Source organism: uncultured Bacteroides sp., assembly GCF_902472605.1.
Classification (GTDB): domain Bacteria; phylum Bacteroidota; class Bacteroidia; order Bacteroidales; family Bacteroidaceae; genus Phocaeicola.
Genome location: NZ_CABROP010000012.1, coordinates 41,385 through 63,573, shown reverse-complemented (window position 1 = coordinate 63,573; position 22,189 = coordinate 41,385). Strand labels below are relative to the sequence as shown.

Here is a 22,189-nt window from a genome sequence, read left to right as displayed (position 1 = left end):
GTAACACAACAGATTCTGGTCCTGTTTTTCTTGGTTCGAATCCGAGTAGCCCAACAAAAAGGTGTTCTGAGTAATCAGGACACCTTTTTTGTTATTGTTTTTTTATCTTGTCATTTTTCTGTTATTCGCCTGTTATCAGTCTGTTGGGTGAATGTTTATGCTGTTTTTACTCATTAATGAATGTTAATTGTCTCTTTCTCCACAAACAATTCTTCTAGAAATAGAGTTATACAGTCATCGAGATTGAAAAATGTGATTAATTAAAGTTTGAATGGAAAAAATGAAAAAGTCAACAATTTTAGTAGCTGCAGCTTTGGCTGTGATGTCTCTTTCTGCAAATGCACAGAAAGCGTATGAAGGAACTCGTTTCCTTGATAATTGGTACGTGGGTGTGAAAGGTGGAGTAACTACTCCGACTGCTCACTCTGCTTTTTGGCGTAATATGCGTGCCGAAACGGGTATTGAATTAGGTAAGCAGATTACTCCAGTTTTGGGAGTTTCTTTTGAAGGATTGACCGGTATCAATACTTCCATGAGCAAGACCGCTTTCGATGATTTGAATTTGGGACTGTTGGGTAAGATTAACTTGAATAATCTTTTCTGCGGATACAACGGTCAGCCGAGATTGTTTGAAGTGGAAGGTATTGCCGGATTTGGCTGGGGACATGATTTCATGAACTCTGGTTATGGATCTGACCTTTCTTATATGGTGAGCCGTTTCGGAGCCAGCTTCAACTTCAATTTGGGTGAGGAAAAAGCGTGGGCAGTAAACATTCGTCCGGCCATTGTATATAGAATGGATGGAGACCGTGCCCAGGTATTGAATGTAAACAAGTCGAAGATTGAAATCTTGGCAGGAGTAACTTATCGTTTTGCCAGCAGCAACGGTAAGCACTACATGACTATTCAGAAGCCTTACAATCAGGCTGAGGTAAATTCTTTGAATGAATCTATCAATGCATTGCGTGCGGAAAATGCCCGTAAGGAGGAAGCTCTGAGCGCAAAAGAAGCAGAAAACGCACGTTTGGCAAAAGAACTGACCGATTTGAAGAATGCGCCGAAAGAAGTGCAGACTATCGTACAGAACACGCACTCTAAGTCATTGGAATCTGTGGTTACTTTCCGTCAGGGAAAGACTGCGATCAGTGCAGATCAGGTGCCTAACGTAGAGCGTATTGCCACTTATATGAAGAACAATCCGAAGAGCACCGTGTCTATCAAGGGATATGCTTCTCCGGAAGGTAGCGCAGAAGTCAATGCACGTGTGGCTCAGCAGCGTGCAGATGCAGTGAAGAACATGCTGATCAGCAAGTATAAAATCAGTGCTTCACGTATCAAGGCTGAAGGCCAGGGCGTAGGTGATATGTTCTCTGAACCGGATTGGAACCGTGTAAGTATTGCTACTTTGAACGAGGCAGAATAATTCTTTTATAATTGAAATAATGTAGTCTGAAAGGCTGTTGCAGGTAATGCTGTGACAGCCTTTTTTATGTTTTATCTGTAGTGGGGAGGTTTTTACATTTCTTGTTTTTGTGAAATGTGGGAAAAGTGGCTGAAAAACATTATCTTTGTCGCCGAATTTGTAAAATCATGGAAGAACGTACACGATACAATGATTTTGCCAAGTTTCTGGCGCTTCATTTCCCTTTCAAGGTGCAGAAGATTTCCCTGAATGTGGGGTTCACCTGTCCGAACCGGGATGGGTCGAAGGGGTATGGAGGATGTACCTACTGCAATAACCAGACCTTTAATCCGGCCTATTGTCGGACGGATAAGTCTGTGACGCAGCAGTTGGAAGAGGGCAAGGCTTTTTTCGCGCGGAAGTATCCGGACATGAGATACCTGGCTTACTTCCAGGCCTACACCAATACGTATGCGGAGCTGGAGAAATTGCGTCAGATGTACGAGGATGCCCTTCGGGTGGAAGGAGTTGTAGGACTGGTGATTGGTACGCGTCCCGACTGCATGCCCGAGGAACTGTTGGATTATTTGGAAGAATTGAACCGCCGGACTTTCCTGTTGGTGGAATACGGTATTGAGAGTACGGACAACCAGACCTTGCAACGGATTAACCGTGGGCATACGTTTGAGTGTACGGCAGATGCCGTGAAACGTACGGCGGAAAAAGGAATACGTGTGGGAGGACACGTCATTTTAGGATTACCGGGAGAAGGCCATGAGGCTATCATCCGGCAGGCTGCTCAAGTGTCGGACTTGCCTCTGACCACGTTGAAAATGCATCAGTTGCAATTGGTGCGGGGTACGCGTATGGCTCGTGAGTACGAACAGCATCCCGAGGACTTCCATTTGTACGAAGTGGATGAGTATATTGACCTGGTGATTGATTATTTGGAACGTGTACGTCCCGACCTGGTGCTGGAACGTTTCGTGTCACAATCGCCCAAAGAGTTGTTGATAGCTCCCGACTGGGGAATCAAGAACTATGAGTTTGCGGTCCGCATGAAGCGTCGCCTACAGGAAAGAGATACCTGGCAGGGTAAGTTTTATAATAAGGAAAAAGAATAAACAATATAGTATTTTTAATTAATAGGATATCAATGGAAATTAAAGGTAAAGTGCATTATGTCGGTGTAAACGACCGCACAAAAGCATTGTTTGAGAATTTGTGGCCACTTCCTTATGGCGTATCTTATAACTCTTATCTGATTGCAGATGACGATATGGTGGCACTGGTGGATACGGTAGATGTCGCTTTTTTCGAAGTGTATATCAAGAAAATCCGCAGCGTTATCGGCGACCGTAAGATTGATTATTTGATTATCAACCACATGGAACCAGACCACTCAGGCTCTATCGCATTGATTAAGAAATATTATCCTGAAATTGTGCTGGTAGGAAACAAGAAGACTTTCGACATGGTGGAAGGATACTATGGCGTGACAGGTGAACGTTACGTAGTGGGAGATGGCGACTTCCTGAAACTCGGACATCACAACCTGCGTTTCTATCTGGTGCCGATGGTTCACTGGCCGGAAACCATGGTGACATTCGATGAAACGGATGGAATCCTTTTCTCTGGGGATGCTTTCGGATGCTTCGGAGCCTTGAACGGAGGTTGCATCGACCGCAACATCAATACCGATATTTATTGGAACGAAATGCGCCGTTACTATGCCAACATCGTTGGTAAATTTGGTAATCCGGTACAGAAAGCTTTGCAGAAATGCGGGGGCCTGCCTATTAAGATGATTTGTCCGACTCACGGACCGGTATGGGAAGAATACATTCCGAAGGTAGTGGACATGTACGACAAGATGAGCCGCTATGAAGGTGAAGAAGGCGTGGTGATTGCCTATGGTACGATGTATGGCAATACAGAAGAACTGGCAGAAACCATTGCCGAAGAGCTGAGTGCACAGGGCATCAAGAACATTGTGCTGCACAATGTATCTCATACGCCTCATTCTTATATCCTGGCTGATATCTTTAAATACAAAGGGCTGATTGCAGGCTGTACCACTTACAACATGCAGTTGTATCCTGAAATGGAGTCCTTGCTCAACAAGGTAGCTGCCCGTGAAATGAAGAACCGTCTGTTCGGTTACTTCGGCTCATTCACTTGGGCCAGTGCAGCGGTGAAAAAACTGGGTGAATTCACTGAGAAACTGAAATTCGAAGTGGTAGGTAACCCAATTGAAATGAAGCAGAGCATGAAGGCGGACAATTATGCACAGGCTAAAGAACTGGCTAAAGCCATGGCCGACCGTCTGAAAGCTGACCGCAAATAAGAAAAACAAATTTCCTTTTAGAAATAGGATATAAAAAATCTTCCACTGAGGTAATGCCTTCGGTGGAAGATTTTTTTATGTGATGTATCTGCTGGATGAAGCTCAGTCTTTTGCTTGGTGTACCGTTAGCTGCGGGAACGGGAATCCGATGCCTTCCTTGTTGAAGGTGTCATACACGATTTTGTTCATGTCGAAATATACGTCCCAGTAGTTTTCGGTCTTGGTCCAGACACGTACTTTGATATCCACGCTGCTGGCCGACAAGGCGCCCAGTCCGATGAAAGGAGCAGGAGTGGTCAGAATACGGGTGTCTGCCGCAATGATGCGTTCCAGTACGGCTTTCACCTTTTCAAAGTCCTCCCCATATTCCACACCGAACACCCATTCCGCACGGCGCATTTCCTGTTTGCTGTAGTTGGTGATGGCGTTGCTGCTCAACGCTCCGTTAGGTACGAAGATAATGCGGTTGTCGGTAGTAGCCAGGATGGTGTGGAAAATCTGGATTTCTTTGACCGTTCCGCTGGCTGAGTTAGGTCCATCAATGTAATCACCCACTTTGAATGGTTTGAACACCAGGATGATTAACCCTCCGGCAAAGTTGGACAGATTTCCTGACAGGGCCATACCGATTGCCACACCGGCAGAGGCCAGGATGGCGGCGAAGCTCGTGGTTTCTACTCCCAGTTTGCTTACGATGGCGAATGCCAGAATCAAATTCAGTAAGATGTTGAGCAAGCTTTTCAGAAAGGTCTGCACACTGATTTCCAGTTTTCTCTTTTCCAGAATTTTGCTGACCAGCCGTCCGATTTGCTTGATGATGAAGCGGCCTACGATGTAGATGATGATGGCCGCTAAAATGTCTTTTCCTACTTCAATCCCCCAGTTGAGCAGTCTGTCCAGAATCTGTTCCACATTGATTTTGGAAGCTGCCTTGCCTGCCTGTGCAGTTGCTTGTAATAATGTAAGTAACATGATTTAATGATTAATTAATAATACAGTTATTTATTCCTTCAATATACCTTTTCCCTCTCTGACAATTTCAGGTACATCTTCACAACAATTTATCACGGTAGAAGGTTCAATGCCTCCTGTCCCTCCGTCGATGATCAGGTCGGTCACACTGCCAAACTTTTCGTCAATCAGTTCAGGTTCGGTGATGTATTCAATGTCTTCTCCCTTCTCCAGCGGGAGGGTAGTGGTCAGAATCGGGGCATCGAGCAGACGACAGATTTCCCGGATAATAGGATGGTCGGGCACACGGATACCCACTTCCTTCCGGTTGCGAAAAATCTTGGGCAGCCTACTGTTGGCATTCAGAATGAAGGTGAACGGACCGGGCAGGTTGCGCTTCATCAGCTTGAAGGTGGCATTGCTCACCTGTGCATATTCGCTGATGTTGCTCAGGTCGTAGCAGATAATGGACAAGTTGTGCTTGCGCGGGTCGATATTTTTCAGCTTGCAGATACGTTCGATAGGCCGTTCTTTCAGGGCGTGACACCCCATGGCATACACTGTATCGGTAGGGTAGATAAGAATACCGCCGTCGTTCAGCAGGTCGACTACGCGTTGCAAGTCTTCTGGTCGGTTGTTTTTGGGATATAATTTCAGTATCATGATGTTTATTCACGAATGATGAGACCTCGTGAATCGCAAAAATAAGAAAATTATTTCTTTTTCTTCCGTAGTTCTTGCGCAATTCGATAATGGATGGCCGCCTCTATTTCCTTTCCGCTTTTCTCGAGTGCCTCCGCAAAATATTCATGTGCTCCCGCATGCTCGGGTTTCAGGCTGGTCGCCTTATCCAAGTCAGTCAAAGCTTCTTCCGTTTTTCCGGTCAGCAGTCGGAGCTTGCCTCGGTTGTACACCGCCTTGAACTCCTGAGGGCGGAGTTGTACGGCCTGGTTCAGACATTCTTCCGCTTCTTCCATCCGGTTTTCCTCAAAGAAGGTCACTCCCTTGCGTACCCAGGCATCCACATATTCCGGATACAGTTCCAGTGCCTTGTCGTAGTTGGCCTGTGCCGCCCGCGGGTCGTGTGCCTTGGTGATGCATTCGTTGCCCATCAGGTAGTATTCGCGGGCATATTTCTGCAAGTTCTGCCGTTGTTGCTGCATTTGCTCCTTGAGCAGCCGGTTTTCCTCTTTGAGACGGTTGATAAGACCCAGTTTCCGGCGGATGAACCGTTGTATCAGCGGTTTTTCAATGTCGTACCGGCTGTGGATAGCCTTGAAGAAGGCTTCCAGAAATTCTTCAAATTGTCCTTTGTCGAAGGCTTTCACGGCCGCCACGTACTGGATATCAGCCTGTGCCTGTTTCATGGCCCGTTCAAAGGTCCGGTTGTCGTTGAAACGCTGGGCAAAGCTGACAATCTCCGGACGGACAAACACATCGGCAAGTGAGATGCGTCGCTTCAGCTGGATACCTTCGAGTGAGGTGCAGCGGCTCAGGGCTACGTAGGCCTGTCCTCCTGCAAAGACTCCTCCTGTAAAGTCGATGATGACCCGGTTAAAGGTGAGACCTTGGCTCTTGTGTACGGTGATGGCCCACGCCAACCGGATGGGATACTGCGTGAAAGTGCCCAGTTCTTCTTCCTCTATCTTTTTCTCTGTTTCATTGTAACGGTAGCGGATGTTGCTCCAGCTTTCCTTGTGTACGTCGAACTCACTGCCGTCTTCCGTCACCACGTAGATGGTGCCGTCGGCTGAGAGTCCCGAGACAGTGCCGATGGTACCGTTCACCCAGCGTTTTTCCTGGTCGTTCTTGATGAAAATCACCTGTGCGCCCGGTTTGATGACCAGTTCCATGAGGGTGGGGAGGCTGCTTTCAGGAAATTCCCCGTGTATTTCTCCCTGAAGTGTAACCGGTTCACCCGGCAGTTCCTCCAGTTTCTTTTCGTTGATGTAGTCTACGTTATCCCGTCGCGTGGCCAGGGTGATGTAGAGGTCGTTCTCTTCCGGACAGGGAGGTGTCGGGAGGTAACGGGTGTTCAGCAGTTGCAGGTCGGCCGCTCCGGCAGTATTGGTCCGGATATGGTCGAGCACACTCACAAATACCTTGTCGGTCTGCCGGTACACCTTGGTCAGTTCGATGGACACCAGTTCCATTTCCTGAAACACTTTGGCCGAGAAGAAATACGGGTTCGGATAGAAACGGTTCAGAATCTCCCGTTCGTCACTTTTCACTACCGGCTCCAGCTGGAACACGTCACCCACGAGCAGCAGCTGTTTTCCTCCAAACGGCTCACGCAGGTTGTGCGAGTAGGTACGCAGCACCTTGTCGATGAAGTCGATGATGTCGGCCCGTACCATGGAAATCTCGTCGATGATGATGAGTTCGATGTTTTGAATCAGTTTCCGGTGGTCGGCAGAATATTTCAGGAAATCTTTCAGCTTTCGTCCCTGAAACTTTGGGTCGTCCGGCAAAAGCGGATGAAACGGAAGTTTGAAGAAGCTGTGCAGGGTGCTTCCGCCCGCATTGATCGCCGCAATACCCGTAGGAGCCAGTACCACATATTTCTTTTTGGTATGCTGGCAGACGTATTTCAGGAAAGTAGACTTACCCGTACCCGCTTTTCCGGTCAGGAAGACTGACTGGCGGGTGTATTGGATAAGTTTCAGGGCATTCTGAAATTCGGGGTTGTCGGTATCTATCAGGGTCGGAGTCATGTGACGTTGTTTTTAAAAGCAAAGATACAGACAAAAGGGCAATAAAAAAAGCGGTTGGAAACCCAACCGCTTTTTCGTCAGAATATTTACGAGAAGCCTTTCGGCATTTATCAGATTCATTCTTTAAATGCTGAACTTGTCAGCGTCGCTTGTTTATTTGCGTCTTTCGTCATTCAGCATTACATACCCCCAGATCATTGGATCTGCATTGGCAATTTTGTGGAAAATGTTTTTTACCTTTTTCATAATTGTTACCCTTTCTTTTTTAGTTAGTTTAATTAAATCTTCTGGCGGACTTCCCAGCCGGCCTTGTTGTACTTGTTACCTAATTTATAATTACCTATGAAAACTTTTTTCTGGGCTTCTTTCTTATTGCCCTTATCTTTTTACACCACAAAGATACGGCTTTCTTTCTTATGAAATATGTTTTATAGCATATTTTTTAAGTAAAGGCCCGATTTGTTGATGTAAATCAAATCCGAGGGTGGAAGGATTGCTTTTCGGTTACATTCTTCTCCTTCTCTCCCGAAAAACTTGTAACTTTGCTTCCGTTTTTGGAAGATTTATGACAGTAAGAATCAACAATCAATACGAAGAACGCCTGGGGACGGAACGGATGCTTCCCCTTATTTTCAAAATGGCGTTGCCGGCAGTGGCCGCACAGTTTGTCAATCTCCTATATAATATAGTAGACCGTATTTACATTGGACACATCCCTGAAATCGGAACGAATGCGCTGGCGGGAGTGGGAGTGACCACCTCTCTTGTCATCCTGATTTCCTCTTTCTCGGCCATTGTGGGGGCCGGAGGAGCCCCGCTGGCTGCCATGGCGTTGGGACAGGGCGACCGGGTGCGTGCGGGAAAGATTTTAGGCAACGGTTTCATGTTGCTGATTCTGTTTACCGTCCTCACTTCGCTGGTGTCTTATCTGTGTATGGAACCCATCCTGAAGTTTGCAGGGGCTTCTGCTGTCACATTGCCTTACGCGGAAGATTATCTTTCGGTGTATTTGCTGGGTACGCTGTTTGTGGAAGTCTCCACCGGACTCAATACCTTCATCAATTCACAGGGACGCCCCAGCATCGCCATGTATTCCGTGCTGATTGGCGCCTTGCTGAACATCGTGCTCGACCCGATTTTTATCTTTTGGTTCGATATGGGCGTGAAGGGAGCGGCACTGGCCACCATTCTCTCACAGGCCTGCAGTGCCTGCTGGGTGCTAGGTTTCCTGTGTTCCGACCGGGCTTCCTTACGTTTGGAAAAGCGCTATTTGAAATTCGACCGCCGTATTGTGGGCGGTATGCTGGCTTTGGGCGTGTCTCCTTTTATCATGGCCAGTACGGAAAGTCTAGTAGGCTTTGTACTGAACGGCAGTCTGGAGAAATTTGGCGATATCTATGTGGGGGCTTTGGCCATCCTGCAAAGTGCCATGCAACTGGTCAGTGTACCGCTCACCGGTTTTGCCCAAGGTTTTGTGCCGGTGGCCAGTTATAACTATGGACATGGCGACCGGCAACGGGTGAAAGACTGTTTCCGGATTGTGCTGACAGTGATGTTCTCCTTCAATTTCGTCCTGATGCTGCTGATGATTTGTTTCCCGTCCGTAGTGGCTTCCGCCTTTACGAGCGACCGGGAACTGATTGCCACCGTGGAACATGTGTTGCCGATTTTCCTCGCCGGAATGACCATCTTCGGTCTGCAACGTGCCTGTCAGAACATGTTTGTCGCCCTCGGTCAGGCCCGGATTTCCATTTTTATCGCCTTGCTCCGTAAGGTCATTTTGCTGGTACCTCTTGCCTTGGTGTTGCCCCGGTTCTTCGGTGTGGAAGGCGTGTTTCTGGCTGAGGCCGTTTCGGACGCTACAGCCGCCATCTGCTGCACGTTGCTCTTCTTCTGGCAGTTCCCGAAGATACTTCGCAAGGCTCCGATTCCCTTGAAAAAATAAATGTGGTGGAATAAACGGGTAAATTCCTTGGAACACAAGTGAATAAAGGATAAAATGTATAAGAAAATTCTCTGTACCACAGTGTGGAATACAAAAACTACAGTGTGGGATACATATTTCACACTGTGAAATACAAATCCCGCAGTGTGAAACAGAGAATATACAGGAGTATTTACAATTATTCTTGCGGGTGTTTGAGATTAACGACGGTTGCTGCACAATTTTTGGGCAGAAATTACCCTTCATACCATAAATCTCCGTAATTTTAACCTCCGGGAATCTGATAGGGATTTTTTTGTATTGTATTCGTATGTGGGGATAAGATTGATTGATGAAAAATATTATTGAGAGTATCAGAAAGCAATGTCCTGTATCCGACTCTACTATCAAGGAGCTGGAGTCTTATTTGACACCTTGTACTTTTCCTAAAAAGTACCAGTTGATTAAAGAAGGAATTTATTGCAAATATGCCTATTTCATAGAAAAGGGCACCATAAGAGCCTATTGGGTGGTGGATGGGGAGGAATATACCACCTCGTTTGGCACAGAAGGTGGCATTGTGTTCAGTATGGATGAACTTTATTACAACCGGAAAAGTGAAGAATATGTAGAAACCTTGGAAGAAGTGCAAGCCTACAGAATCAGTATAACCGACCTTCAACATCTGTTCGAAACGAATCTGGAACTATGCAACTGGGGGAGAATCATCCATCAGAATGAATACAGAAGGCTCCACCGAAGTCATAAAGAGCGGCTGTCGCTTCCGGCTAAGGAACGTTATGAGGAATTCCAAAAACAGTTTCCCGAAATATGCAGGAAGGTGAACTTGAAATACATAGCCTCTTATCTGGGGATTACCCTTTCCACGCTCAGCAGGCTGCGAAGCAAAAAGCCATAATTTGATGTAGGACAAATTTTAATTGGGGGTGATTCCCTATCTTTGCAGGGTCACATTCAATTTATTCCAATATGAATCATCCAATTTCTTCCTCGGCCTTTGCCGATACGAAACCCCATTATGAACTACTCGACGGACTGAGAGGAGTGGCCGCACTGCTGGTGGTGTTTTATCACATTTTTGAAGGATTTTCCTTTGCCGGAGGGGGCACCCTCATCACGGTTATCAACCACGGCTACTTGGCAGTCGACTTTTTCTTTATACTTTCGGGCTTTGTCATCGGCTATGCTTACGACGACCGCTGGAAGAAGAATCTGACCTTGAAGGGCTTCTTCAAGCGAAGACTGATCCGCCTCCATCCGATGATTGTCATGGGAGCGGTCATCGGTTGCCTCACCTTCTTTATCCAGGGAGGAGTGAAGTGGGACGGCACGCAGGTGGCTACTTCTGCGGTGATGTGGGCTCTCTTGCTGGCGATGTTTTTCATACCGGCCTATCCGGGAGCGGGTTATGACGTACGTGGAAACGGGGAGATGTTTTCGTTGAACGGTCCCAGCTGGTCGCTGTTTTTTGAATACATCGGGAACCTTCTTTATGCCCTTTTCATCCATCGGCTGAGCAACAAGGCCCTGACCGTCTTGGTGGTACTGCTTGGATTAGGACTCTCCTGGTTTGCCTTGTCCGACGTGGTGGGCTACGGCATGATTGGCGTGGGTTGGACGCTCGACGGACTGAACTTCTGGGGAGGGATGTTGCGAATGCTCTTTCCGTTCACGCTGGGAATGTTGATATCGCGGAATTTCCGTCCGTTCAAGGTTCGGGGAGCATTCTGGATTTGCAGCGTCATTCTGTTGGTCCTTTTCTGTGTGCCTTATATTGGGGGCCATTCGCCCGTGTGTCTGAACGGGGTGTTCGAGATGGTCTGCATTGTCGTCATATTCCCTTTACTGGTTTGTTTGGGGGCTTCCGGACAGACCACCGACAAGCGGTCGACCCGTATCTGCAAGTTTTTAGGCGATATATCCTATCCGTTGTATGCCATCCACTATCCTTTGATGTACCTGTTCTATGCGTGGTTGATTGAAAACGAACTGTACACGTTGGGAGAAACTTGGCCGATGGCGGCACTGGTTTATTTCGGAAGCATCGTTTTGGCTTATCTGTGCCTGAAACTCTATGATGAGCCTGTAAGGAAGTGGCTGGGCAGGAAGTTTGTAATCACACTTTGAAGGGTTTGCGGAACTTGCATCCGTTTTTCCATTGCGAGCAGCCGTAGGCCGTCTTTCCCTTAATGATGATACCTGTGCCGCATACGGGGCAGGCTTTGCCCAAAATACTGTCGTCGGCAGGAAGGGTGTCCTCTTTAGGAGTATCCGGCGCAGCAGCTTTCTTGCTGGCCCTTGGCTTGCGGGGAGCAGCTTTCTTCTTGGGCTCACCGTCGTTGCTCTTGGGGGCAGCAGCTTTCTTTAACGGGATTTTCGGACTGTCGTCGGTAGTGACGGTGACACGGCGGTTGCTGTTGTCGCGCAACACACTGTATACAATGTCGGTGACCATCTGTTTCAGTTCGGCCAAGAAGGTACCTGCATCGTAGCTCTTCCGCTCGATTTCCCGCAGTTTCTTTTCCCAGATACCGGTCAGTTCGGCCGATTTCAACAGTTCCTCGTGAATCAGCTGAATCAGTTCCACGCCCGTAGGAGTGGCAATCAAATTTTTGCGTTCCTTCCGGATGTAATGTCGCTTGAACAAAGTCTCAATGATGGCGGCACGGGTAGAGGGGCGGCCGATGCCGTTTTCTTTCAAAGCATCCCGCAGTTCGTCGTTATCCACCAACTTTCCGGCGGTTTCCATGGCACGCAGCAGGGTGGCTTCGGTATAAGGACGGGGCGGCTGTGTCCATTTCTCATTGAGCATCGGACTGTGCGGACCGCTTTCTCCCTTGGTGAAGGCAGGCAACACGCTTTCTTCTTCGTTTTCCTTGTTTTCTTCCGACACGTCCTTGGCAAAGATGACCCGCCAGCCAGGTTCCAGAATCTGCTTTCCGGTTACCTTGAATTCTATCTGGTCAGCTTCGCCGATGACGGTGGTCGTCGAGAATTTGCAGTCGGGGTAGAACACCGCGATGAAGCGGCGGGCTATCAGGTCGAACACCCGTTTCTCCATGTCGCTGAGGCCTTGCGGCTGTACGCCCGTAGGGATGATGGCATGGTGGTCGGTCACCTTACTGTTGTCAAATACCTTTTTCGACTTGATGAGCGGTTTCCCGGCCAGTGCGGCTGTGTAGTTGGTATAATCTTTCAGTCCCTCTAAGATTTTCGGACACTTGGGATAGATGTCATCGCTTAGGAAAGTGGTATCTACACGCGGATAGGTGGCTACTTTCTTTTCATACAACGACTGGATGAGCTGCAAGGTCATGTCGGCCGAGTAGCTGAATTTCTTGTTACATTCCACCTGCAGGGAAGTCAGGTCGAACAGGCGGGGAGGAGCTTCCGTTCCTTTCTTGGAGCTGACTTCGGTCACGGTGAAATTAACGTTCCGGATGCGTTCAAGTAACTCCTTTCCTGTCTGTTCATCGGTAATCTGCGGAATACCCCGGTTGGCATCGGTCTGTGTCTTTTTCTTGGGCGAAGGATTCTCTTTTTCCTTCTCGGCTTCTTCTGCCAATTCCTCGTCACTTTTGCGTACGATGGCCGAGAAGACCGTATCCCGGTAGACCGTCTTCAGTTCCCAGTACTGTTTGGGTACGAAATGTTCGATTTCCTGCTGTCGTTTTACAATCAGGGCCAGGGTAGGTGTCTGTACCCGCCCGATAGAAAGTACCTGTTTGTTCTGTCCATATTTCAGAGTATAGAGTCGGGTGGCATTCATGCCCAAGGTCCAGTCGCCGATGGCCCGGCTCAGTCCGGCTTCGTAGAGCGGCTGGAACTCCGATTGGTCTTTCAAGTGTGCAAAGCCGTCACGGATGGCCTCTTCCGTCAGCGAAGAAATCCAGAGTCGTTTGACCGGACATTTGGCTCCAGCTTTCTGCATCACCCACCGCTGGATGAGTTCTCCCTCCTGGCCGGCATCCCCGCAGTTGATAATCATTTCGGCTTCCTGCATCAGCTTTTCGATGATGTGGAACTGCTTCTCAATCCCGCTGTCGTTGATCAGCTTGATGCCGAAGCGAGGTGGAATCATGGGCAGGGTACTCAGACTCCACGTTTTCCATGAAGGAGTATATTCATGCGGTTCTTTCAGGGTACACAAATGACCGAATGTCCAGGTCACCTGGTATCCGTTTCCTTCAATGTATCCTTCTTTTCGGTTCTTGGCTCCCAGCACATCGGCAATGTCGCGTGCCACGCTGGGCTTTTCGGCGATGCAAACTATCATGGTCTTTCTTTCAATATGGGGCAAAATTACGCAAAGTTGCCTGAATAGAAAAATAAAATCTTTATCTTTGAGCGGAAGCGACTGACAGCCTTTCTTTTGGCAAGGTTTTTGTAAGATAGAATGTATAACGATTAAATGAAGAAATTATGTTTATTTGGATTGTATTTATAGGTATTGCGATTCTCAGTTACATGGTGCAGGCCAGTCTGAAGAGTAAGTTTGAGAAATATTCACAGATTCCGCTGACCAATGGGATGACGGGAAGGGAAGTCGCCGAAAAAATGTTGCGTGATAACGGTATCTACGACGTGACCGTGACCAGTACGTCGGGGATGTTGACCGACCATTATAACCCGATGAACAAGACGGTGAACCTGAGTGAAGGGGTTTATGGTAGTGCGAGTGTGGCTGCGGCGGCAGTAGCTGCCCATGAGTGTGGACATGCCGTACAGCATGCGCGGGGATATGCGCCTTTGCGGATGCGTTCGGCCTTGGTGCCAGTGGTACAGTTTTCTTCTTCCATCGTATCGTGGGTATTGCTGGCGGGCATCCTCATGGTAAACTCTTTTCCGCAGTTGTTGTTGATTGGTATCTGTCTGTTTGCCATGACCACTTTGTTCAGTATTATCACACTTCCGGTAGAGATTGATGCCAGCCGTCGGGCGTTGGCTTGGTTGAGCCGGGCAGGCATCACCAATGCCTTTAACCATCAGCAGGCCACGGATGCCTTGAAGTCGGCTGCTTATACCTATGTAGTAGCGGCACTGGGTTCCTTGGCTACGTTGATTTACTACGTGACAATTTATATGAATCGTCGTGAGTAAGCGTGAAATCCTTTCGTTTTGTGTGCGGAAGGTAGAAATTTTATTCGTAATTTTGCCGCGTTAATTTAAAGATTGATTCATTATGGCAACAAAACCAAGTATACCGAAAGGAACAAGAGACTTTTCGCCGGTGGAAATGGCGAAACGTAACTATATATTCAACACGATTCGCGAAGTGTTCTATCTTTATGGCTTTCAGCAGATAGAGACTCCTTCCATGGAAAACCTGTCTACCTTGATGGGTAAGTACGGGGAGGAAGGCGACAAACTGCTTTTCAAAATCCAGAATTCGGGGGATTATTTCTCTGGGCTGACGGATGAAGAACTGTTGAGCCGGAACGCGGCCAAGTTGGCCAGCAAGTTCTGTGAGAAGGGCTTGCGCTATGACCTGACGGTTCCTTTCGCCCGTTACGTGGTGATGCACCGTGATGAGATTACTTTCCCGTTCAAGCGTTTCCAGATTCAGCCGGTATGGCGTGCCGACCGTCCGCAGAAGGGACGTTACCGTGAGTTCTACCAGTGTGATGCCGACGTGGTGGGCAGCAATTCTCTGCTGAACGAGGTGGAACTGGTACAGATGATTGATACGGTGTTCCAGAAATTCGGTATCCGGGTTTCCATCAAAATTAACAACCGCAAGATTCTGACCGGTATTGCAGAAATCATTGGAGAAGCAGATAAAATTGTCGACATTACGGTAGCCATCGACAAGTTGGACAAAATCGGTTTGGACAATGTGAATGCGGAATTGGCTTCAAAGGGTATTCCGCAGGAAGCGATTGACAAGTTGCAGCCGATTATCCTGTTGAGCGGTTCGAACGAAGAGAAACTGGCTACATTGAAGAATGTGTTGGCCGCCAGTGAAACCGGGATGAAAGGTGTGGAGGAAAGCGAATTTATCTTGAAAACGATTGCCGGATTGGGCATCAAGTCGGAAGTGGAACTGGATTTGACGTTGGCCCGCGGATTGAACTATTATACAGGAGCCATCTTTGAAGTGAAGGCCTTGGATGTACAGATTGGTAGTATCAGTGGAGGTGGCCGTTATGACAACCTGACAGGTGTGTTCGGCATGGACGGTATGTCAGGGGTAGGTATCTCTTTCGGTGCCGACCGTATTTACGACGTACTGAACCAGTTGGATTTGTATCCGAAGGAAGCGGTAAATGGTACCCAGTTGTTGTTCGTCAACTTTGGAGAAGCAGAAGCAGCTGCTGTACTTCCGATTTTGGCCAAGGTGCGTGCGGCAGGTATCCGTGCGGAAATCTATCCGGATACTGCCAAGATGAAAAAGCAGATGAGCTATGCCAATGCGAAGATGGTACCGTTTGTAGCCATTGTAGGTGAAAACGAAATGAAAGAAGGAAAAGTAACACTGAAGAATATGACAAGCGGTGAGCAGTCGCTGGTCACTCCGGATGAACTGGTAGCTGCCATTCACGGATAAGTGTGATGCATTTATAGAATAAGGACACAGGTTTCACGGAAGAAGACGGAAGAGGCAAAGGCTTCGGGCTTCGGTTTCGTGGAACCTGTGTTTTTTATCGGTATACTTTGATAATAATTGCAGAAGATATGGAAATCGTATATTTAGTGATGGGAGTAATCGTGGGAGGTTTGCTGGGGTATTTGTTTGCGGCCCGAAAATTGGTGGCTTTACGGTCGCAGTTGCAATGGAGTGAGGCTCACGCCCAGGATTTGCTTCAAGCAGAGAAGGAACGTACAGCGGCTTTGACCGACCAATATAAGAAAGAAACGGAGAGACTGCGCGGTCAGTTGGATGAACTTTCCGGAAAATGGAGTGAAACCGGTCGGGCATTGGCTGCTTCACAGGCGGAACGCCGGAGCTTGGAAGAGCGACTGGCACATCAGAAGGAAGAAGTGGAGCAGTTGCGGAAGCAGTTGAACATGGAATTTGAGAACATGGCTAACCGGATTTTCCAGCAGAAAACGGAGGCGTTCAACCGGCTCAGTTCGGAAACATTGGGTAATCTGTTGAAACCTTTCGGAGAAAACTTGAAAGAGTTCAAGCATCAGGTGGAAGAAGTGTACGACAAGGAATCCAAGCAGCGCTTCTCATTGGAAGACCGTATCAAGGAACTGATGCAGTTGAACAAGCAGATCAGTGACGATGCCAACAACCTGACCCGGGCTTTGAAAGGAGATTCCAAGGTACAGGGAAACTGGGGCGAAATGATTCTGGAAACCATTTTGGAGAATTCCGGTTTGCGGGAAGGGGAAGAATATTTCCGTCAGGAATTCTTGAAAGATGAGCATGGGGAACCGCTCAAGAATGAGCTGGGACAGCGGATGCAGCCTGATGTGCTGGTGGTGTATCCGGACAACCGGCAAGTGATTATCGACTCGAAGGTATCGCTTACGGCTTATGCCAACTATGTGGGGTGTGAGGATGCCGGACAGCGGGAACAGTACCTGAAAGCGCATCTAGCTTCGGTCAAGGCGCACATTGATGAATTGAGCCGGAAGGATTATTCCAGTTACAATGTGTCTACACTGGACTTCGTGATGATGTTCGTGCCCAACGAACCGGCGTACCTGCTGGCATTGCAGGCCGATCCGGATTTGTGGAACTATGCTTATCAGAAGAAAGTGGTGCTGATGAGTCCTACGAACCTGATTGCGGCGCTGAGGCTGGCGCTGGATTTGTGGAAACGGGAGTATCAGGTGAAAAACATTCAGGACATCATCAAGCGAGGTACGGTGCTGTATGAGAAACTGGTGGGATTTACCGAGACTTTCGAGAAAATCGGTGATACGCTGCAGGCAGCTTCCACAGCCTACAAGAATGCCTTGGGACAGCTTTCACAAGGAAAGGGTAACCTGATTCGCCAGGCGGACATGTTGACGGAACTGGGAATTACGTCGAAAAAGAAATTCTCCCCTCGTCTCCGCCAAGAGGCTGACAAGGATGCGGCACCGGCTGCACCTGCCAAAGACCTGTTTTCGGACGCAGCCGAAAAATAAATCAGAAAAACGCTGATGTGTGAAGATAGACCTCTGTGAAAGGGTTGGTCTGGGAAGAAAAGCATGTGTCGGATGGTAAACGATGTCAGGCAGGCAACGCACTTTGTCAGAAATTTCATGTCAGAATGTCAGCTTTTAGTGTTTGGCATACTTTTCGTAAGAAGTTTGGTGCTTTCATGCGGCAACGCATGGAACTATTACTTAGTATAAACGTAAAAAAATATAGAATTATGAACATTAAACCATTAGCAGACAGAGTCCTGATTCTTCCGGCTCCTGCAGAAGAAAAAACAATCGGTGGTATTATTATTCCTGACACAGCAAAAGAAAAACCGTTGCAGGGTGAAGTGGTAGCCGTAGGCCATGGCACAAAAGACGAAGAAATGGTCTTGAAAGTAGGCGATACAGTCTTGTACGGTAAATATTCTGGTACAGAAATCGAATACGAAGGCGTGAAGTATTTGATGATGCGTCAGAGCGACGTGTTGGCTGTTCTGGGATAATTCATTTATTCATTGTTTAATTAAGAAGATTAGAAAGGAAATTTCAATATGGCAAAAGATATTCTCTTCAACATTGACGCTCGCGATCAGTTGAAAAAAGGTGTAGACGAACTGGCTAACGCCGTGAAAGTGACACTGGGTCCGAAAGGACGTAACGTTATCATCGAAAAGAAATTCGGTGCTCCTCATATTACAAAGGATGGTGTAACAGTGGCTAAGGAAGTAGAACTGAGCGATCCTTTCCAGAACACAGGTGCGCAGCTGGTGAAGTCGGTGGCTTCGAAAACTGGAGACGATGCGGGCGATGGTACAACAACTGCTACCGTATTGGCTCAGGCTATCGTAGGCGTAGGCTTGAAAAACGTTACAGCCGGTGCAAACCCGATGGACTTGAAACGTGGTATCGACAAGGCAGTTGCTAAGGTTGTAGAATCAATCAAGTCACAGGCTGAAACCGTAGGCGACAACTATGATAAGATTGAACAGGTTGCCAGCATTTCTGCAAACAACGATCCTGTTATCGGTAAGCTGATTGCTGATGCTATGCGTAAGGTTTCTAAGGATGGTGTCATCACTATCGAAGAGGCTAAGGGTACAGATACTACTATCGGTGTAGTAGAAGGTATGCAGTTCGACCGTGGTTATTTGTCAGCATACTTCGTAACTGATACAGAAAAGATGGAGTGTGTAATGGAACATCCTTACATCTTGATCTACGATAAGAAGATTTCTAACTTGAAAGATTTCTTGCCTATCTTGGAACCGGCTGTACAGAGCGGACGTCCGTTGCTGGTCATCGCAGAAGACGTAGACAGCGAAGCTTTGACTACTTTGGTTGTAAACCGTCTGCGTAGTCAGTTGAAGATTTGTGCAGTGAAAGCTCCGGGCTTCGGCGACCGTCGTAAAGCCATGCTGGAAGATATCGCCGTATTGACCGGTGGTGTGGTTATCAGCGAAGAAAAGGGCTTGAAACTGGAACAGGCTACTTTGGAAATGTTAGGTACTTGCGACAAGGTAACTGTGACAAAAGAAAATACCACTATCGTAAACGGTGCCGGTCAGAAAGAATTGATTCAGGAACGTGTCAACCAGATCAAGGCTGAAATCAAGAACTCTACTTCTGACTACGACAAAGAAAAACTGCAGGAACGTCTGGCTAAGTTGTCAGGTGGTGTAGCTGTACTTTACGTAGGTGCTGCCAGCGAAGTAGAAATGAAAGAAAAGAAAGACCGTGTAGATGATGCCTTGTGTGCAACTCGTGCCGCTATCGAAGAAGGTATCGTACCGGGTGGTGGTGTCACTTACATCCGTGCCATCGATGCATTGGAAGGTATGAAGGGTGACAATGCCGATGAAACAACTGGTATTGAAATCATCAAACGTGCCATCGAAGAGCCGCTTCGTCAGATTGTAGCAAACGCTGGTAAGGAAGGTGCCGTAGTGGTTCAGAAAGTACGTGAAGGTAAGGGTGACTTCGGTTACAATGCCCGTACAGATGTATACGAACACTTGCACGCAGCAGGTGTAGTTGATCCTGCCAAAGTAACTCGTGTAGCTTTGGAAAATGCCGCTTCAATTGCCGGTATGTTCCTGACTACTGAATGTGTCATCGTAGAAAAGAAAGAGGAAAAAGCTGAAATGCCGATGGGCGCTCCAGGAATGGGCGGCATGGGAGGTATGATGTAATTCTCTCCTTTTAAGACATAAAAGTAAAATCCCGACCGGATGGTTCCGGCTGGGATTTTTTTGTTAGAGAGAGATTAGTATCCTGGGTTCTGTTTCATACCCGGATTGTTGCTGAGTGTTTCCATAGGAATAGGTAAGTAGTAATTGGTTGGATTGTGGAATCCAGTTTGTTCGATTGGAATATCTAGTAAACGATAATAAGGATAGGCTCCTCCTGTTCCCTGTAGCAGCTGAATATATTCCGCCCAGTCTGTGCCACTTAGTGAGAATGCTTCTTTTAGTTGATTCTTGATTTCAGTAGCTTGCATTTCATTCCCAGTGAGAGAATAAGCGATGGCGGCCATGAGGTATACTTCACGCAAAAGGATGGGATGAATATAGCTTCCTCCCGGATTTCCGAAATTATCTTTGTATCCTCCCCAGAGGACTTCTTGATTGTTTAATTGGTTTGTTGCCTCTGGGTCCAGACTGAATACCTTGCTGTCCAGTATATATTGGCACTGTTGAAGGGCTTCTTGGTAATATCCGGAAATAAGGTAAGTTTTCCCAAGCAAGGCTCTGGTTGCCAAGTCTCTTTTCTCTGTTGAGTTGAGTATTAAATCTGCCAGATAGTAGATTAATTTGTCTTGACTTTCTTGGTTGTCGTTGGGCACAATTTTCCCATAATATCCTAATAGTTGGTTTTGAATCATCCCATAGTCAACGGTCATATCCCAGGATGCTTCCCACCCTTCTGCCGTATTTAATGAGGTAACCAAATCCAAGTATTTTTTACAGCTTTCTAAGGTTTGGTAAGCAAGTTCCCAGAAAGAGCTGGAAGTATATTCCACCGTCTTATAGTCGAAATATGTATCGTATAATAGGTTGTATTCCAAGTTTTTGACTTGTGTCAGGTAAATACCGAGTTCTTCGTTCCATTGGGCTTGTATGTCAGCTACGTTTACATTCTCAATTGGAGTCATGTAGCAGACTTCGGTTACATTGTTTTCTGCAAGGTTTCTGTAATTCAGGTAGTATCTATATGGTTCACTGTTTACCTTGTCATCTATGTTAATTACTCCATCTCCATTCAGGTCGGCGAAGACAAGATTGCCATTGGCGTCAGCTCCTTCAATGAGGAATCCGTCAGATAGATTGGAGTAATCTTCTTTGTGGATAATATAGGTTAATGTATCATTTTGATGTGAGATGATTGCTTTTCCGTCTGCATTGGTCGTGAAAGGCCCCAGTACGCTGCCATTTCCCTCTTGGGCTTCAATGGTTACGCCTTCCAGAGGTTCTCCAGTAGGCAACAGCACAAGAATGGTTGTTTCGTGTATGGTAACGATAGGTCCATCAAGCATGGGAATGATTTCTGGTACGACATACACATAACTGTTTCCTGCTGGAATGGCTTCTCCTTCAATCTGAATGCCGTTGATTTGGACTTTATCTTCCTCTCGTGTCACATAAAGTGTTTCATTGCTGATGCTGGTTAGAGTGCTTCCTTCTGTAAGTTCGTTTTTAGTGTAACGTCCTTTTATAATGTGGTTTTTAATAGAGGCTGTATCCAGTCTTTCGGTACGACTGGCGGCATTAGAGTTCTTTACGGCAAAAATAGTCAGTTGATTTTCCTGAAGGTTGGCCACATTTGTTTTTTCCAGTATTTCTACAAACTGACTTACTTGTGGCGCACTTTCTTTCAGTACTTCTACGATTTTTTTTACTTCTTCTTGTCCTTCTGAGGGAGGAGGTTCCGGATTGGGAGTTTCTTCATTACTACATGCATTCAAAATACATAAAGAGAAGATGCCAAATAAATAGAAAACGAAGGTTTTCATCACACTTTTTTTCATGGTAGCAGATAGATTAGGTTAAACATAAAAAGAGTATATCACACTTATTGCAGAGGAATACTGAGATAACCTTTTGACAGGGCCTTGATGACTAAGTCTGTTGCATTTTTTGCGCCGAACTTTACCATCAGATTCTTGCGGTGCCATTCTACAGTATTTTCTGAAATAAAGAGACATTCGGAAATTTCGTGGGTGCTCATTCCTTTGGCGATGGCTTTCAGCACATCTAGTTCCCGAATGGTGGGGGCAGAATCGACCATGTCAGTTGTATTGCTGACTTTTTCTTTTTCTTTGTATAGCTTTTGAAACTGAGGACAATAATAGTTTTTCCCTTTCAATATGGCTTGGATGGCTTTTTTAATATAGTTTCCAGCGGATGATTTGAATACCACGGCATCGATGTCGGGACTCTTCAATTTGTTGACAATCCAGATTTCTTCGTGCATGGTGCTGACAATAATCTTGGCATCCGGCTCTTTTTGCTTTATTTGGTGAATGAGTATGAACCCATCTATGTCAGGCAAATCCAAATCGATGATGTAAAGTTGGAAAGAATGTTGTGCCATTAACTCTTTCAGTTGGTTACCTGTTTGAGCCGTATGAATGCTTTCTATCCCTATGGTATGGGATAGTAGGCTTTTCAATCCTTCCAGAACAAGGGGATGATCATCGATAATGGCTACATTCAGATTCATGTATGGATTGTTTTTATTTATTAACA

The 22,189-nt window shown here is 46.8% G+C and carries 17 protein-coding genes; 11 read left to right on the top strand and 6 right to left on the bottom strand.

What is annotated here, in order from left to right; translation table 11 throughout:
* The first annotated feature begins 280 nt into the window (after nucleotides 1–280).
* The 3 genes from RDP42_RS04535 (at nucleotide 281) to RDP42_RS04525 (ending at nucleotide 3,749) form a co-directional block, all read left to right on the top strand.
* Nucleotides 281–1,423 (top strand): OmpA family protein, encoded by a 1,143-nt coding sequence (locus RDP42_RS04535; protein WP_308762714.1) that lies wholly within the window; start codon nucleotides 281–283, stop codon nucleotides 1,421–1,423.
* 167 nt (nucleotides 1,424–1,590) lie between these two features.
* On the top strand, nucleotides 1,591–2,526 hold the full coding sequence (locus tag RDP42_RS04530; protein WP_308762713.1) for a TIGR01212 family radical SAM protein: 936 nt from the start codon (nucleotides 1,591–1,593) through the stop codon (nucleotides 2,524–2,526).
* 32 nt (nucleotides 2,527–2,558) lie between these two features.
* Complete coding sequence (locus RDP42_RS04525; protein WP_308762712.1) at nucleotides 2,559–3,749, top strand: FprA family A-type flavoprotein; 1,191 nt, start codon at nucleotides 2,559–2,561, stop codon at nucleotides 3,747–3,749.
* Between the two features lie 102 nt (nucleotides 3,750–3,851).
* Here RDP42_RS04525 and RDP42_RS04520 read toward each other — a convergent pair whose 3' ends face one another.
* From RDP42_RS04520 to RDP42_RS04510, 3 genes are read right to left on the bottom strand one after another with little or no spacing between them, the layout of a single operon-like run.
* A complete protein-coding gene (locus tag RDP42_RS04520) occupies nucleotides 3,852–4,721 on the bottom strand; it encodes a mechanosensitive ion channel domain-containing protein (RefSeq protein ID WP_308762711.1) in 870 nt (289 codons plus the stop codon).
* 30 nt (nucleotides 4,722–4,751) lie between these two features.
* Nucleotides 4,752–5,363: an L-threonylcarbamoyladenylate synthase gene (locus RDP42_RS04515; protein ID WP_308762710.1), complete on the bottom strand. Its 612-nt coding sequence runs from the start codon at nucleotides 5,361–5,363 to the stop codon at nucleotides 4,752–4,754.
* A 50-nt stretch (nucleotides 5,364–5,413) separates the two neighbouring features.
* On the bottom strand, nucleotides 5,414–7,414 hold the full coding sequence (locus RDP42_RS04510; protein ID WP_308762709.1) for a tetratricopeptide repeat protein: 2,001 nt from the start codon (nucleotides 7,412–7,414) through the stop codon (nucleotides 5,414–5,416).
* 577 nt (nucleotides 7,415–7,991) lie between these two features.
* Between RDP42_RS04510 and RDP42_RS04505 the strand changes: the two genes are divergently transcribed.
* From RDP42_RS04505 to RDP42_RS04495, 3 genes are all read left to right on the top strand, one after another.
* Entirely contained in the window at nucleotides 7,992–9,359 is a 1,368-nt protein-coding gene (locus tag RDP42_RS04505) for an MATE family efflux transporter (RefSeq protein ID WP_308762716.1), read from the top strand.
* 331 nt (nucleotides 9,360–9,690) lie between these two features.
* A complete protein-coding gene (locus RDP42_RS04500) occupies nucleotides 9,691–10,257 on the top strand; it encodes a Crp/Fnr family transcriptional regulator (protein WP_072541757.1) in 567 nt (188 codons plus the stop codon).
* Nucleotides 10,258–10,328: 71 nt separating this feature from the next.
* Entirely contained in the window at nucleotides 10,329–11,486 is a 1,158-nt protein-coding gene (locus RDP42_RS04495; protein ID WP_308762708.1) for an acyltransferase, read from the top strand.
* Here RDP42_RS04495 and RDP42_RS04490 read toward each other — a convergent pair.
* A complete protein-coding gene (locus RDP42_RS04490) occupies nucleotides 11,476–13,635 on the bottom strand; it encodes a DNA topoisomerase 3 (protein ID WP_308762707.1) in 2,160 nt (719 codons plus the stop codon). The genes RDP42_RS04495 and RDP42_RS04490 overlap by 11 nt on opposite strands.
* 146 nt (nucleotides 13,636–13,781) lie before the next feature.
* Between RDP42_RS04490 and RDP42_RS04485 the strand changes: the two genes are divergently transcribed.
* From RDP42_RS04485 to groL, 5 genes are all read left to right on the top strand, one after another.
* On the top strand, nucleotides 13,782–14,459 hold the full coding sequence (locus RDP42_RS04485; RefSeq protein WP_022354482.1) for a zinc metallopeptidase: 678 nt from the start codon (nucleotides 13,782–13,784) through the stop codon (nucleotides 14,457–14,459).
* Between the two features lie 82 nt (nucleotides 14,460–14,541).
* Nucleotides 14,542–15,906 carry a histidine--tRNA ligase gene (hisS, locus tag RDP42_RS04480; protein ID WP_308762706.1) on the top strand — a complete coding sequence of 455 codons (1,365 nt, stop codon included), beginning with the start codon at nucleotides 14,542–14,544 and terminating at the stop codon, nucleotides 15,904–15,906.
* 128 nt (nucleotides 15,907–16,034) lie between these two features.
* Entirely contained in the window at nucleotides 16,035–17,444 is a 1,410-nt protein-coding gene (gene rmuC / locus RDP42_RS04475; protein ID WP_308762705.1) for a DNA recombination protein RmuC, read from the top strand.
* A 230-nt stretch (nucleotides 17,445–17,674) separates the two neighbouring features.
* Complete coding sequence (locus RDP42_RS04470) at nucleotides 17,675–17,947, top strand: co-chaperone GroES (RefSeq protein WP_007562047.1); 273 nt, start codon at nucleotides 17,675–17,677, stop codon at nucleotides 17,945–17,947.
* 48 nt (nucleotides 17,948–17,995) lie between these two features.
* Nucleotides 17,996–19,633, top strand: a complete 1,638-nt coding sequence (gene groL / locus RDP42_RS04465) for a chaperonin GroEL (RefSeq protein WP_308762704.1) — start codon at nucleotides 17,996–17,998, stop codon at nucleotides 19,631–19,633.
* 74 nt (nucleotides 19,634–19,707) lie between these two features.
* On the opposite strand, the gene RDP42_RS04460 is transcribed toward groL, so the two are convergent.
* Nucleotides 19,708–21,468 carry a fasciclin domain-containing protein gene (locus tag RDP42_RS04460; RefSeq protein WP_308762703.1) on the bottom strand — a complete coding sequence of 587 codons (1,761 nt, stop codon included), beginning with the start codon at nucleotides 21,466–21,468 and terminating at the stop codon, nucleotides 19,708–19,710.
* A gap of 44 nt (nucleotides 21,469–21,512) precedes the next feature.
* Entirely contained in the window at nucleotides 21,513–22,163 is a 651-nt protein-coding gene (locus tag RDP42_RS04455) for a response regulator transcription factor (protein ID WP_308762702.1), read from the bottom strand.
* Nucleotides 22,164–22,189 lie beyond the last annotated feature (26 nt).